12 protein-coding genes are annotated in these 13,734 nt (G+C 61.5%); 7 read left to right on the plus strand and 5 right to left on the minus strand.

Translation table 11 applies throughout. The annotated features are described in order from the left end of the window. Window positions 1–5: 5 nt before the first annotated feature. Entirely contained in the window at window positions 6–902 is an 897-nt protein-coding gene (locus tag BP38_RS0117520; RefSeq protein WP_026988791.1) for a HalD/BesD family halogenase, read from the minus strand. A gap of 161 nt (window positions 903–1,063) precedes the next feature. Between BP38_RS0117520 and BP38_RS21395 the strand changes: the two genes are divergently transcribed. The 6 genes from BP38_RS21395 (at window position 1,064) to BP38_RS21405 (ending at window position 6,705) form a co-directional block, all read left to right on the plus strand. Further along, entirely contained in the window at window positions 1,064–1,963 is a 900-nt protein-coding gene (locus BP38_RS21395; RefSeq protein ID WP_035725842.1) for a LysR family transcriptional regulator, read from the plus strand. A gap of 203 nt (window positions 1,964–2,166) precedes the next feature. Continuing rightward, a complete protein-coding gene (locus BP38_RS0117530) occupies window positions 2,167–2,817 on the plus strand; it encodes an ABC transporter permease (protein ID WP_026988792.1) in 651 nt (216 codons plus the stop codon). A 25-nt stretch (window positions 2,818–2,842) separates the two neighbouring features. Beyond that, window positions 2,843–3,997: an ABC transporter ATP-binding protein gene (locus BP38_RS21400; protein ID WP_051609521.1), complete on the plus strand. Its 1,155-nt coding sequence runs from the start codon at window positions 2,843–2,845 to the stop codon at window positions 3,995–3,997. After that, the gene (locus tag BP38_RS0117540) at window positions 3,997–4,752 is read left to right on the plus strand and encodes an ABC transporter permease (protein ID WP_081816768.1); all 756 of its coding nucleotides are present in this window, start codon (window positions 3,997–3,999) and stop codon (window positions 4,750–4,752) included. Before BP38_RS21400 ends, BP38_RS0117540 begins: the two co-directional genes overlap by 1 nt. A gap of 94 nt (window positions 4,753–4,846) precedes the next feature. Further along, a complete protein-coding gene (locus tag BP38_RS0117545) occupies window positions 4,847–5,734 on the plus strand; it encodes a glycine betaine ABC transporter substrate-binding protein (RefSeq protein ID WP_026988794.1) in 888 nt (295 codons plus the stop codon). 92 nt (window positions 5,735–5,826) lie between these two features. Beyond that, on the plus strand, window positions 5,827–6,705 hold the full coding sequence (locus BP38_RS21405; protein WP_035725845.1) for a nitrilase-related carbon-nitrogen hydrolase: 879 nt from the start codon (window positions 5,827–5,829) through the stop codon (window positions 6,703–6,705). A 20-nt stretch (window positions 6,706–6,725) separates the two neighbouring features. On the opposite strand, the gene BP38_RS0117555 is transcribed toward BP38_RS21405, so the two are convergent. Further along, the gene (locus tag BP38_RS0117555) at window positions 6,726–7,331 is read right to left on the minus strand and encodes a hypothetical protein (RefSeq protein ID WP_035725847.1); all 606 of its coding nucleotides are present in this window, start codon (window positions 7,329–7,331) and stop codon (window positions 6,726–6,728) included. Between the two features lie 171 nt (window positions 7,332–7,502). Between BP38_RS0117555 and BP38_RS21410 the strand changes: the two genes are divergently transcribed. Continuing rightward, complete coding sequence (locus tag BP38_RS21410) at window positions 7,503–10,781, plus strand: AsmA family protein (protein ID WP_155992499.1); 3,279 nt, start codon at window positions 7,503–7,505, stop codon at window positions 10,779–10,781. A gap of 7 nt (window positions 10,782–10,788) precedes the next feature. On the opposite strand, the gene BP38_RS0117565 is transcribed toward BP38_RS21410, so the two are convergent. The 3 genes from BP38_RS0117565 to glmS form a co-directional block, all read right to left on the minus strand. After that, entirely contained in the window at window positions 10,789–11,079 is a 291-nt protein-coding gene (locus BP38_RS0117565; protein WP_026988796.1) for a ribbon-helix-helix domain-containing protein, read from the minus strand. Window positions 11,080–11,103: 24 nt separating this feature from the next. Next, entirely contained in the window at window positions 11,104–12,510 is a 1,407-nt protein-coding gene (fumC, locus tag BP38_RS0117570) for a class II fumarate hydratase (protein ID WP_026988797.1), read from the minus strand. Window positions 12,511–12,598: 88 nt separating this feature from the next. After that, window positions 12,599–13,734, minus strand: a 1,136-nt coding sequence (gene glmS, locus BP38_RS0117575; RefSeq protein ID WP_026988798.1) for a glutamine--fructose-6-phosphate transaminase (isomerizing), incomplete at its 5' end; no start/stop codon positions are given.

The raw sequence follows: 13,734 nt of genomic DNA on the forward strand, positions 1-13,734 counted from the left end.
GAAAATCAGTCCTGAAGCTTGTCGCTGCGGGCCGGGCCTTCGCTGGCCTGCTGTTCATGGATCGGCGCGACGCGCCCGAAGATCCGCCGGGTGCGTTCAGCGCGCCCGATCATGCCGGGTTCGCGCGCATAGCTGAAGATCACCGTATGACGGTCCTGTTCGCCTTCCACCCGGCTGACCCTGTGCAGGGAATAGCGGCCATAAAAGATCTGCAGGTCGCCCGGACGCAGCTGGAGCGTATGTACCGGAGTGCTGTCGCCCTGCAGGACACGCCCCACCTCCTCGTAATTCTCGCTCTCCGGCGAACGGATCTGTGGGCAGTATTCGAACAGGCCGCCGCCCTCGGGCTCCTTGGTCAGCATGGAGACCACGAACTCGTTGGTATCGTAGTGCCAGGGATGCTGGCAGCCGGGCTTGAGCACATTGATGACCAATCCCCCCAGGGGGTCGGCATACTCATGGAGCTCGTCGATATCCAGCACGCGCGCCAGGAAATCCTTCACGCTCTCGTCGTGATAAAGACGACGAATTGCCGTTTCAGAGCCGATCAGATCGCCCCCGACGAAACCGTTGGAGCGGTCCATGAAGATGTTGCGCGGATGATCAGCGGGCAGTGAAGGATCACCATCCGAACTGTAGGGGTTGGTCTGGGTATCATTGATGTGCGCCTGCGGCGCCAACTCGTCGCTTTCCTGGCGGATACGGGACAGCAGATCCTCGCGAACGAACCCACGCAGGATGGCACAGCCGCTCTGGGCCAGCTCGCCACGGATACGGCGCAACAGGGACTGTCCCTCCGGGCTATCCAGGCGGTCGATGGGATAGCTGTCCAGGTCGACGACCGGCACCTCCTGGTGGCTGGCAGCAGGCTGTGGGGATACGGAAGAGTCATTGGCAAGCATCTTGATGTCCCTGCCGGGTTGGCCGGCAGCTCCTCTGCTGAATGGGCCTGAAGATGGCTTGCGGAAAAGTATAGGCAGCCCTCATTGATTACAGAAACGATTTGTTACTATAAGGTCAATTGGGATTTCTGATCGATCATGAAGCAGGGAACCAACCAGGCATGGATATCGAACTCTTGCGCACCTTCGTCGCCGTCGCGGAAAGCGGTGGCTTCAGCGCCGCGGCAAAGTCGCTGAACCGCACGCAATCCGCCGTCAGCCTTCAGATCAAGCGCCTGGAGGAGCAACTGAACGACTCCCTGCTCCAACGCACCAGCCGCTCGGTGGCCCTGACACCCGCGGGGTCTACCTTCCTGCCTTATGCACGACGAATGCTGCGTTTGCAGGAAGAGGCCCAACTTGCCGTCGGGCAACGCAACAGCAGTGAGACCATCCGCTTCGGAATTACCGACGAACAGGCCCAGGCCTACCTGCCAGATATCCTGGCGCCCTTTACCGAGTCCTTTCCCGACGTACAAATCGAGATCACCTGCGACCAGAGCACCGAACTGGTGGCAGCTCTCCAGGACGGCCTGCTGGATATGGTGCTCTGCATCCGTCACCGGGCCACACCCACGGGCATCCCGGTTGCCACCCAGCCCCTGGTCTGGGTCGCTTCGCCCGATCTTCATGTCAATCGCTTAAATCCCCTGCCCCTTGCCCTCAATCCCGAAGGCTGCGTCTATCGCGCCCAAGCCCTGTCCCTGCTCTCAAAAGCCGGCAAGCGCTGGCGAATCGCCTGGACCAGTCAGAGTCCGACCGGGATCAACCTGGCACTGACCGCCGGCCTGGCCGTCTCCATCAAGGCCGACCGTTCCATTCCCGAAGGCTGCATTGCGCTGGAGGACACGGCCGGCTTGCCACCCCTCAAACCCGCCGTGATCGAACTGCACCGCTCCCCGGCCGGCACTTCGCTGGCGCTGGACACCCTGGCCGACATGATTTCGGACGCCGTGGTTCAGCATCATGCCTCCTTTACGGCTGTTCCCGAAAACATGAGAGCAGCGGGCAGCATGGAATGAAGCTGATGGGGACTGCCATTCCTTGTCTTGACGCGAAGGCCAGACCAGGTCCTCCGGAAGCAGGTTCGCAATAGCTGCTATTGCATTTATAAATAGATATTATATTTCCTTGAACTTTACTTATCAATGGGATAGCGTCTCGGATCATTCGACATAACAAAAGCGGCGCATCAGCGCCGTGACTGCAGAACCGGAAGGCTTACTTGGAAGTAATCGAATTTATTATTTCCAATTGGGATTTGCTGATTGAGCGCACCGTGGAACACACGGTGTTGGTCGCGATCGCCGTGGGCATGGCCATCGTCACCGGTGTGCCCATCGGGATTGCCATTACGCAAAATCGGCGCGTGGCCGACACGGTGCTCTATATCGCCAGTGTCATCATGACGATCCCCTCGATCGCACTCTTCGGCATCATGATTCCCCTGCTCTCCCCGTTCGGTCACGGTATCGGCTATGTCCCTGCGATCATCGCGGTCATGCTCTATTCCCAGCTGCCGATCATCCGCAACACCTATACGGCGATCAACAATGTGGATCCCGCCTTGCGCGAAGCCGCGCGTGGCATGGGCATGACCGGTGTCCAGCGCCTGCGCCGCGTGGAAATCCCCATTGCCGTGCCGGTCATCATCACCGGCGTTCGCATCGCCGTGGTGATGAATATCGGCATCATGGCCATTGCCGCCTATATCGGGGCGGGCGGTCTGGGCACCTTCATCAGCCGCGGTATCTCGCAAACCGACCCGCGCCAGCTGATCACCGGTGCGCTGGCCGTCAGCATCCTGGCGATCATCGCGGACTTCGCCCTGCTCTGGCTGAACAAGAGGCTCAGTCCAGCCGGCCTGCGTACCTAAAAAGACCCCGGGAGGGATCGTACCTGTGATTACACTGGACAAACTGACCAAGGTTTTCGACACACCGAACGGGCCGGTTACCGCTGTCGATCATGTCTCCCTGGAGGTGCCGGAAGGCGAAATCTGCGTTCTTCTGGGCCCCTCCGGCTGCGGCAAGACGACAACGCTGAAGATGATCAACCGCATCATCTCCAAGTCGTCCGGCAAGATCTTTATCGAGGGTCGGGATACCGATGAGTACCATGAAGTCCAGTTGAGACGGAACATCGGCTACGTCATCCAGCAGATCGGACTCTTCCCCAACATGACGGTCGAGGAGAATATCTGCGTCGTACCCGACCTTCTGGGCTGGACCCGGGACAAGTCGCGCAAGCGCGCCCGGGAGCTTTTGGAGATGGTGGCTCTGGACCCGGACAGTTTTCTCAAACGCTATCCCAAGGAACTCTCCGGCGGGCAGCAGCAGCGCATAGGCGTGGCCCGTGCCCTGGCGGCCGATCCGCCGGTCATGCTGATGGACGAGCCCTTCGGGGCCATCGATCCGATCAATCGTGAGGTCATCCAGGACGAATTCCTGAAGCTCCAGGAAAGCATGCGCAAGACGATCCTTTTCGTCAGCCATGATATAGACGAGGCGGTCAAGATGGGCGACCGGATCGCCATCTTCCGCGACGGGCAGCTGATCCAGTCGGACACGCCCGACAACGTCCTGGCGCACCCGAAGAATTCCTTCATTGCCGACTTCGTGGGCTCGGATCGTACCCTCAAGCGACTGGGTCTGATCAGGGTGCGCGATGCCATGGAGCACAACCCTCCCACCGTTCGCGCCGAAAATACAATCGAGGATGCGGTTGCCCTGATGAAGGAGAACGGACACATCTCGATCGTCATGATCGGCCCCCAGGGGCGCGCCCGAGGCTGCCTGCGGCTGGCCGAAATCGAGGGCAAGAAGGGCCGGGTCAATGAACACAGGTCCTCGCTGCCCACCACCATCGACATCAATGCCGACCTGCGCTCGGCCGTCTCGACCATGTTCGCCCATGACCTGAGCTGGTTGGCCTGTGTGGACAGCGACGGCTTCTACAAGGGGTACATCAGCCTGAAGGGAATCACGCACCTGCTGGGCGAGACCTATCGCGACCAGATCGACCCCATTGCAGCCCAGGGGGCAGCGACAAGCTGATGGCGAGTGCGCACACCATAGGCGACAAGACCGGTGCCTGGGTCGGGAAGATCGGACGAAGGCTTCTGCTTCTGTCGGCCTTCGCCCTGGGACTGATCGTTTCGGAAACCGGATGGCTGCAGGATATCATCCTTTACTGGCCGGACATCGAATACCTGGCGGGCGAGCACATCACATTGGTGCTCGTTTCCGGCGGCCTGGCCATCCTGACCGGTGTCCCGCTTGGTATATGGCTCAGCCGCCCTTCAATGCGGCGCATTTCCGAAACGCTGATGCAAGGGCTGAACATCGGTGCGACGATCCCCACACTGGCGGTGCTGGCGCTGTCCATGAGTTTCCTGGGAATCGGCACCCAGCCCTCGATCTTCGGGCTCTGGCTGGTGTCACTGCTGCCGATCGTGCGGAATACCTACATCGGCCTGAAGGGCGTCCAGCCGGCCCTGATCGAGGCGGCCCGCGGCGTGGGAATGAGCCCCGGGCGAATTCTCTACAAGGTCGAACTGCCCAACGCGCTTTTCGTGATCTTTGCCGGTATTCGTACGGCACTGGCCATCAACGTCGGCACCGTTCCCCTGGCCTTCCTGATCGGCGGGGGCGGACTGGGCGAACTGATCTTCACGGGCATTGCCCTCAACGATACCGGAATGATGCTGGCCGGCGCGGTCGCAACCGCGTTCCTGGCCATCGTCGTGGATTTCATCGTGGCCCAGATTCAATTCTGGGCCATTCCACGCGGCGTAAACCCCTTGCGCTGACCGCCGGCGTACAGAAACGCGGGCGAAAACCAGGCAACCGACCGATCCGGACAACAAGGGATCGGCAAAACCATGGAAACAGAGGAGAACAGAGATGTTTCGCAATCTTGTAAAGAGCCTGGCCCTGGCCGGGGCCGTCACCGCACTGCCCCTGACTGCCCAGGCACAGGAGATCGTTGTCGGTGGTAAGAACTTCACCGAACAGCTCTTGATGGCCGAGATGACCACGCGGCTTCTGGAAGCCAATGACTATGAGGTGGACAAGCGCGATGGGCTGGGCAGCACAGCCCTGCGGTCAGCCCAGGAAAACGGCCAGATCGACCTTTACTGGGAGTACACCGGTACATCCCTGATTACCTACAATGACGTCGAGGAACGCCTGGGCCCTGAGGAAACCTATGAGCGCGTCTCGGAGCTGGATGCCGAAAAGGGCCTGACCTGGCTGCAGCCTTCGAACGCCAACAACACCTATGCCCTGGCCATGCGCGAGGCCGATGCCGAGGAGCGGGGCATATCCTCCATCAGTGACCTGGCCGCAAAGATCAATGACGGCGAGGAACTGGACTTCGCCGTCAACGCAGAGTTTCCGCGTCGTCCGGATGGCCTGGTCGGGCTTCAGGAAGAATACGACTTCAACTATCCGCGCGGAAACCTGAAGACCATGGAATCCGGGCTGACCTATCAGGCGCTCAACGAGGAACAGGTCGAGGTTGGTCTGGTTTTCGCCACGGATGGACGCATTGCCGCCTTCAACTTCGTGGTCCTGGAAGACGACAAGGACTTCTTCCCGGACTATGCCCTGACCCCGGTCATCCGTACGGAAACACTGGACGCCAATCCTGATCTGGAGGGCATCCTGAACGAGCTTTCGGGCAAGCTGTCCGACGATGTCATGCAGAGCCTCAACGCACGCGTTGACGTGGAGCGTGAAACGATCGAGGACGTGGCCGAGAGCTACCTCAAGGAAGAAGGCCTGATCTGAGTCGGGCCATCCGTCACTCACGCCGGGCCCGGCTTTTGCCGGTGCCCGGCGTTTTTATTTCACCCTCCAAGCCGGCACAGGAGATAGGTGCCATGACCCTGAAAGTGGCTGCCGCCCAGACAGAAAGCATTCCCGGCGACCCCTCTGTCAATCTGGACAAGCACCTGGACTACATTCACAAGGCGCGAGAAGCGGGAATCGATGTCCTGCTTTTCCCGGAAATGTCCCTGACAGGGCACTCGGCCGGGACAGAGACCCTGGATGTATCCCGCCACCGCGAAGACGGGATCGTCCAGCAACTGGCCGATGCCAGTGGCGAGATGTGCACGGTGTTCGGCCTGATCGAGGAAGGTCCGGCGGCCCAGTTCTACAATTCCTCCATAGCAGTGCGTCAGGGAAAGCGGCTGTTCCTCCACCGCAAGGTCAACCTGGCCACCTACGGTAATCTGGAGGACGGCAAGCATTTTGCGCCGGGACGCTACGTGGACACCTTCCCGGCCCATCCGTCCGATGCGAAATGGCGCGGCTCGATCCTGATCTGCGCCGACCTCTGGAACCCGCCCCTGGTCCACCTGGCCGCCCTGCATGGGGCGACGGTGATGTTTGCCCCCATTTCCTCGGCCGTCGAGGCCGTCGGCGGCGACTTCGACAATCCGGCCGGCTGGGATATTGCCGCCCGTTTCTATGGCATGACCTATGGCATGCCGCTGGTCATGACCAATCGTGTGGGCCGGGAAGGCAAGCTCAGCTTCTGGGGCGGGTCACGCATCATCGACCCTTTCGGGCGGATCCTCGCCCAGGCCGGCAACAGCGAGGAACTGATCACCGCCGAACTGGATTATGACCGCATCCGCAAGGCGCGTTACCTGCTGCCCACGGTGCGTGATTCCAACCTGTCCCTGCTGTTGCGCGAAGGTCACCGCCTGGCCGATCTGGTGGGGGTGCCCGAAAGCCTCAATCGGCATCCCTGAGACTGTTCCGGGCAAGAGCGCTACAGGGCTTTCATCCACACGCTCATGGGCTTCAGGCTCTCGTGGGCTTCATCCGCGTCCTGCCAGGACAGGTTGACGGTCAACTCCCCGACCTTTCGGTAACCTCGATTGGTCCAGAAGCCGTCCAGCGGCTGATAGTCCGCTGGGCGGCGTGGATCTTCCGCAGGTCGCTCGACAGCGCAGAAACAGCAGTATGTGAAGCGGTTCAGTGAACGGGCATAGGCTTCACGCTCGTGAAAGAAGCGCACGCCGATACCCCGGCCCCGATAGCTGTCCTGAAGGACGGATTCCCCGAAATAGAAGAACTGCTCCGGATCCAACCCCCTTGCCCTGAACGGCTCGGTCATGGTCGGCGGTTCCGCTGAAAGCGGCAGGCCGGTGGCCGCACCGACCAACCGCGTGCCATCGAAAGCGCCGATGATCACGCTTTCCTCGGCCTCCTGATAGGCGCGCAGATAGCGAGCCTCGTAATCCATCGAACCGATATAGAGATAGGGGTATTCGCGGAAAACCTCGATCCGCAACTGGGCCAGCTCGCTTAGATGCTTTTCGAGATCCGCCCCCGTCAACACGTCCAGCCTGATCCCCTCCTGCGGGTTATTCATCCCGAGTTCCCCTTCCAGTAAATTCAAAGCAATTTCTTAAGCAAAAGCTGCCAGACTGAAAAGTGCAGGCTTCACGCATGCTTGCGTTTGCCTCGTACAGGGGGAAACACTACCCTGTGCGGCATTGGGGGCCCAGTGAACAGGGCTGAGGGGGATTACGGGAATAGGATATTGAAGACTGTCTTGTGGTGTCTTGCGGTCATCGGCGGCCTTGTGCTGGCGGGCGCCGTGGCGGCACCTTTCGTGATTGATGAAGAGGCGCGCAAGAACGCCATAGCAGCAGAGCTGGAAGAACACCTGAACGCAGGTGTCACCATTGCCGGGGACGTTTCCTTCTCGCTCTTGCCACAGCCTAGCCTGGAACTGGCTGATGTGCGAATCGACCCGACCCGAGGTGGGCCGGAACGTCACCCAAGCATGAACATTCCCCGGGCCAGGCTGGACCTCTCGCTGACAGCCCTGATTTCCGGAGAACCCGGCCTGGAACGGGCTTCCCTCAACCAGCCACGACTCGTCCTGGTCGCGCCCGAACCCGGGAAAGTCGGGCAGGACCTGGCCGACACCGATATCTGGTTGAAAAGACTCGAAGGACTGGCACCGCTCCAGCTTGAGATAGCGAATGGTCAGATCCTGCTGGCCGAATCCGAGGGCGAAGCACGCATCCTTGCCGACCAGCTCGACATGACGACACGTGTGCCGGAAGGCGGCACACCCTTGCGCTTCGTGGGGGAAGGCCGGTGGCGGGACCACAGCCATCGGATATCCCTGGCGGTCGGGGCAGCCAGCACGGGACAGCAACGTGCCTTTGACCTCACCTGGTCCAGTGCCGGCCTTGGGGAAGCCGAGGGACGCCTTCGCGGCGATGTCACCTTTACCGATAACGAGACTCACCTATCTGCGCAAATGGCGCTGCAGGGCGAAAATCTGGAGGCCATTCTCGGAGACAGGACCCAGGACGGCCGTCCCCCCTTGCCGTTCAACCTGGAAAGCAGGGTCGAAAGCGATTTTGGTGAATTGGCCCTGAGCGAAGCAAGCTTGCGCCTGGTCGGCGTGGACGCCACGGGCCAGGCCAAGATCCGCTTTTCCAGAATACCTGCCCTGGACCTGCAGCTGGACGTCCAGCACATCGAGTTCCCGACCTGGCAGGAAAGATTACAGGGGCATGGACGGAAGCTGCTGGCCGGCATCCTGGAAGGGAACATTGACGGGCGGGTGCGCATCAAGCTGGACAGTCTTCGCATGATGGATGATCTGGTCCAGGACCTGCGTCTGGATGCAACGCTGGCACCGGGCTCCGCCCTTGTCGAACGCCTGCAGGCCACGGCCCCGGGAGGGACCCGCCTTCAACTGAGCGGCACACTGTCCCCCGCACAACAGGGGCTGGGTTTCGATGGCAACGTTCAAGGGGAAACCGGCAACCTGCGCAGGTTCCTGACCTGGCTGAATCTGGAAACCGACTCCGTGCCGGGAGAACGTTTGCGACATGCCGATCTGACCTCTGGCTTCCAGTACAGCAACGACCTGCTGCAATTGACCGGACTGGAACTTGACCTGGACGTCAGCAGCTTCACGGGCGGTGTCGCCGTTGCCTTGCGGGACCGCCTCGGTCTCGGGCTGGGCCTGGAGGTCGACCGCCTGGACCTTGATGGCTACCTGTCCCGCAATGACACAGACGATCGCAAAGGCAGCGATTCCGGTAGCACGCTGGAGGAGCTTTCCGCGTTCGGCAAACTGCTCACGCGTTTCGACGCCAACCTGGACCTGAAGGCACAGCGCCTGACCTATCTGGGGCAACGTGTGTCCGACCTGCAACTCACTGGCCGCCTTCAAGGCGGCGAGTTGGCCTTCGACAGGCTGGAGATCGGCAACCTGGACAGCCTGGAGACCACGCTGTCGGGCCGCATCGACAACCTGGACTCCACGCCGCAGATAACCGGCACGCAGTTTGATCTGAGCCTGCAGGATCCCGGACGTCTGGCCGACAGGATGGATCTGCCCTTCACCTCCTACTTCCAAAGGCTGGGTCCGGTCCGTGCCAGCGGAATACTGGACGGCCCGCTAAACGCACTTACCGTCAACAGCGATATGGACCTGGCGCGTGCGTCCCTGTTCCTGGCCGGCCTGGTCACGAAGGACGAAACCGGCATGGCGGTATCCAACGGCAAGCTGGACCTGGAGGGCCTGTCGGGATCGCAGCTTGGCGACTGGCTGGACCTCGCTGAGGATAACGCCCTGCGCCGTCTGCCTGAACTGCATGCCACCAGTGACTTTTCCCTCAACCAGGGAACCTGGAACTATGAGACACGACTGGAAAGTGCCGAAGCGCAACTGGACCTGAAAGGCACGACCAGGGATCTTGATATCGGTTATCCGGTCACCGATTTTCGTTTCGACTTCCGACATCCCCAGGAGGCCGGCGTTCTGCCAAGCCTTCTGGATCAGCCGAACAGGAACGTGCCGGCGCTTCTGGCAAGTGGTCAGGCCAAGGCCTCGCCGCGTGCCGTTGAACTGCCGGAAAGCCAAGTGACCCTGGCTGAAGATTCACTGGACTTGGCGGGAGAATGGGTCTTCTCTGGCCGGCGCCCCGAAATGAACCTTGAGGTGCAGGGTTCCAGGCTTTCTCTGGACAACCTGGGCGCCTTCCTTCCCGTCAGGAACGGTGACGCCTCTGCATATGACAGCCCCCTCCCCCTGTCCTTCCTGAGGGCTCTTCAGGGGCGCCTGGATCTGTCCCTGGACCAGCTGGACACTGCCTGGAAGCCCCTGGAAGACTTGGACGCCTCCATGGCACTGGAGAACAATCAGTTGCAGGTCGAAACACTGGAAGGCCGCGTACTGGGCGGGACCTTCTCGGCAAATGGCAGCCTCACAGCCGACGCCATCGGCAGCTATCAGGCCAGTCTGGATGGCTCACTCAACGACATGCCGATGGGCTATTTTGCCAGATCCCTGCTTGGCAGCTTCCCGGCCAGGGGCTCGTTCGACCTGCCGCTCTCCCTCTCAACGGAAGGAGAGTCCCTCTCCCGCATGATGCGCAATCTCTCGGGCGAAATGAGCCTGTCCGGCCGCCTGCCTCAGGATATGCGTTCGTACGATGAACCTGAATCAGAGACCGATGCGCAGGCGAGTGAGTTGGAACGTCTCTTCAACCTACTGGAATTGCCGGCATCAGTGGACGGTCGGATCCAGATCGGATCGGGTCGCTTGACCAGCGACAATCTGGAATTCCGGGGACCAGCGCGGCGCCTCGAATTGAAGGGCATGCTGGCTGATCTTCCACGCCACCGCATTCAGGCCCTTGCCGAACTCTACGAGGAAGCTGAGGAGACACCAGCCTCGGTTCTGGAGATCACCGGGCCTCTCGGCGCCCCTGAGCAGAACTGGGAGAGGTTTGGACAAAACCTCAGTGGCAACACGACTCAAGGCGAAGCGACACCTGCAGCACAGTAATACCCCTTCACGCCTCCTCGTTACCCTGGTCCTCTAGCTGACGGCAGAGCCGCTGCACCACGTAAACCCGCAAGGCGGACGAGAGCCCCACCGCCGGACGGTGGGACGCATCGGCACTGGCGTCGGGCGCCGCCTCCAGGCGCTGAAGGTCTATGCGCCCCACCAGCGCGGCCAGGGAGAGCCCCTCCTCGACTGCCGCCTGCTTGAGCTGGCGCCAGAAGATTCCCTCAAGCGAAATGGAGGTCCGGTGACCCGCCAGGGTCACCGAGCGCTTTCGGATGCTACCGTCCTTATCCATCGCTGCGCCTCGTGGGCATCAGGATCAGGCTTTGCGCGGTCCGATCATGTTCTCGGGCCGCACCCATTCGTCGAACTGTTCGGCTGTCATCATGTCGAGTTCGACCGCGGCTTCCTTCAAGGTCTTGTTCTCGGCGTAGGCCTTCTTGGCCACCTTGGCCGCGTTGTCGTAACCGATGTGCGGATTGAGGGCAGTGACCAGCATCAGGGACTGGTACATCAGGTCCTCGATACGCTTCTCGTCCGCCTCGACGCCGGCAATGCAGTTGTCCAGGAAGGATTCGGCACCGTCTCCAATCAACTGCGCGGACTGCAGCAGACTGTAGATCAGCACAGGCTTGAAGACATTCAATTCGAAGTGGCCATTGGAGCCGGCCACGCTGGCCGTGGTGTGGTTGCCCATCACCTGGGCGCAGACCATGGTCAGGGCCTCGGCCTGGGTCGGGTTCACCTTGCCCGGCATGATGGAGGAGCCGGGCTCGTTGGCCGGCAACAACAGTTCCGCAAAGCCGCAGCGCGGCCCGGAGCCCAGCATGCGGGTGTCGTTGGCGATCTTCATCAGCGAGACCGCGGCCGAGTTGAGCGCGCCCGAGGCTTCGACCACCGCGTCATGGGCCGCCAGGGCCTCGAACTTGTTCGCAGCCGTGACGAAGGGCTGGCCGGTAATGGACGCCACCTCGGCAGCGAAAGCCTCGGCAAAGCCCTCGAGGGAATTGAGACCGGTCCCCACGGCCGTGCCGCCCTGTGCCAACTCCAGCATGCGCCCCAGCGTGCTCTCGATACGCGCGATGGTGTACTTCACCTGCTGCGCATAGCCGGAGAACTCCTGACCCAGCGTCAACGGCGTGGCATCCATCAGGTGCGTACGTCCGATCTTGATGATCTTGTCGAATGCCTTCGACTTGGCTTCCAGGCCCTCCTGCAGGCGGCGAAGCTTAGGCAGGGTCGTCTCGACCAATGCCATGACGCCGGCAATGTGCATGACTGTCGGGAAGGAGTCGTTGGAGGACTGCCCCATGTTCACATGGTCGTTGGGGTGCACAGGCTCCTTGCCGCCGCGCTTGCCGGTCAGGATCTCGTTGGCGCGCCCGGCGATGACCTCGTTGCTGTTCATGTTGGTCTGGGTGCCCGATCCGGTCTGCCAGACCACCAGCGGGAAGTGATCCATCAGCTTGCCGGCGGCGACCTCTTCGGCGGCCTGGCAGAGCGCCTCGCCGACCTTCGCGTCCAGCACACCCAGTTTCATGTTGGTGCGTGCGGCGGCCAGCTTCTGGATACCGAAGGCGCGCACCACCCCTTCCGGCATCGTCTCGCCCCCGATCCGGAAGTTCTGCAGCGAGCGCTGGGTCTGCGCTCCCCAGTAGCGGTCGGCCGGAACGGCCAGTTCGCCCATGGAATCGGTTTCGATACGCGTTTCTTCGCCAGCGGACATTTTATTTCTCCGGATTGTCGGCAGTCAGGTTTCGCGCCGTTTTACCACGTTGCTGCCGTGCAGCAATGCCCGCTACCGGGAAAGTGCCTCACTCCACCGTCACGCTCTTGGCCAGGTTGCGCGGCTGGTCCACATCCGTGCCCTTGATGACGGCCGTGTGATAGGCCAGCAGCTGCAGTGGCAGGGCATAGAGGATCGGGGCCACAAAGGGCGACACCTCCGGGACCTGGACGGCATGGGTCACGTTATCGCCGATCGCCTCGATGCCCTGCGCGTCGGAGATCAGGACCACGCGTCCACCGCGCGCAATCACCTCCTGGATGTTGCCGGCCGTCTTGTCGAACAGCGGTCCACTCGGCGCACAAACGACAATGGGAACATGCTCGTCGATCAGTGCCATGGCCCCGTGTTTCAGCTCGCCGGCAGCATAGCCCTCTGCATGCAGGTAACTGATCTCCTTGAACTTCAGCGCACCTTCCAGGGCCAGGGGATACATGCTGCCACGGCCCATGTAGAGAATGTCGCTGGCCTCGGCCATCTCGTGCGCGATCTCGATCAACTGCGCTTCACGTTCCAGGAAATAGGAGGCCTGGGCCGGCACCTCGATGAGCGCCGAGGTCAACTCGGCCTCCGCCTCGGCCGACAGGCTGCCGCGTGCCCGGCCGGCGGCCAGGGCCAGACAGGCCAGAACCACAAGCTGCGTGGTGAAGGCCTTTGTGGAGGCAACCCCGATCTCGGGCCCCGCCAGGGTTTTCATCACCACGTCCGATTCCCGGGCAATCCCACTTTCCTGCTGGTTGACGATGGACAGGATGTGCTGCTTCTGCGCCCGGGTGTACCGCAGGGCCGAAAGGGTATCGATGGTCTCGCCGGACTGCGAAATGAACAGCGCGGCCCCGTTCTCGAGCAGGGGCGCTTCGCGATAGCGGAACTCGCTGGCGATGTCGATATCCACCGGCAGGCGCGCGACCTGTTCGAACCAGTACTTGCCGATCATGCCGGCATAGAATGCGGTGCCGCAGGCACTGGCCGTCAGGCGCGGGATATCCGCGAAATCGAACGGCATATCCGGCAGGGTGACCCGGCGGCTCAAGGGGTCGACATAACTTTGCAGCGTGTCACCGATGACAACCGGCTGCTCGAAGATTTCCTTCTGCATGAAATGGCGATAGGAGCCCTTGCCGATCATGGCGCCGGACATGACGGTGCGCGTAACCGGGCGCT

Source organism: Fodinicurvata fenggangensis DSM 21160, assembly GCF_000686045.1.
GTDB lineage: Bacteria > Pseudomonadota > Alphaproteobacteria > Kiloniellales > DSM-21159 > Fodinicurvata > Fodinicurvata fenggangensis.

Coding starts and splice junctions, on each gene's coding strand:
- BP38_RS0117520 (WP_026988791.1), bottom strand. CDS start 902: ATGCTTGCCAATGACTCTTCCGTATCCCCACAGCCTGCTGCCAGCCAC.
- BP38_RS21395 (WP_035725842.1), top strand. CDS start 1,064: ATGGATATCGAACTCTTGCGCACCTTCGTCGCCGTCGCGGAAAGCGGT.
- BP38_RS0117540 (WP_081816768.1), top strand. CDS start 3,997: ATGGCGAGTGCGCACACCATAGGCGACAAGACCGGTGCCTGGGTCGGG.
- BP38_RS0117545 (WP_026988794.1), top strand. CDS start 4,847: ATGTTTCGCAATCTTGTAAAGAGCCTGGCCCTGGCCGGGGCCGTCACC.
- BP38_RS21405 (WP_035725845.1), top strand. CDS start 5,827: ATGACCCTGAAAGTGGCTGCCGCCCAGACAGAAAGCATTCCCGGCGAC.
- BP38_RS0117555 (WP_035725847.1), bottom strand. CDS start 7,331: ATGAATAACCCGCAGGAGGGGATCAGGCTGGACGTGTTGACGGGGGCG.
- BP38_RS0117565 (WP_026988796.1), bottom strand. CDS start 11,079: ATGGATAAGGACGGTAGCATCCGAAAGCGCTCGGTGACCCTGGCGGGT.
- fumC (WP_026988797.1), bottom strand. CDS start 12,510: ATGTCCGCTGGCGAAGAAACGCGTATCGAAACCGATTCCATGGGCGAA.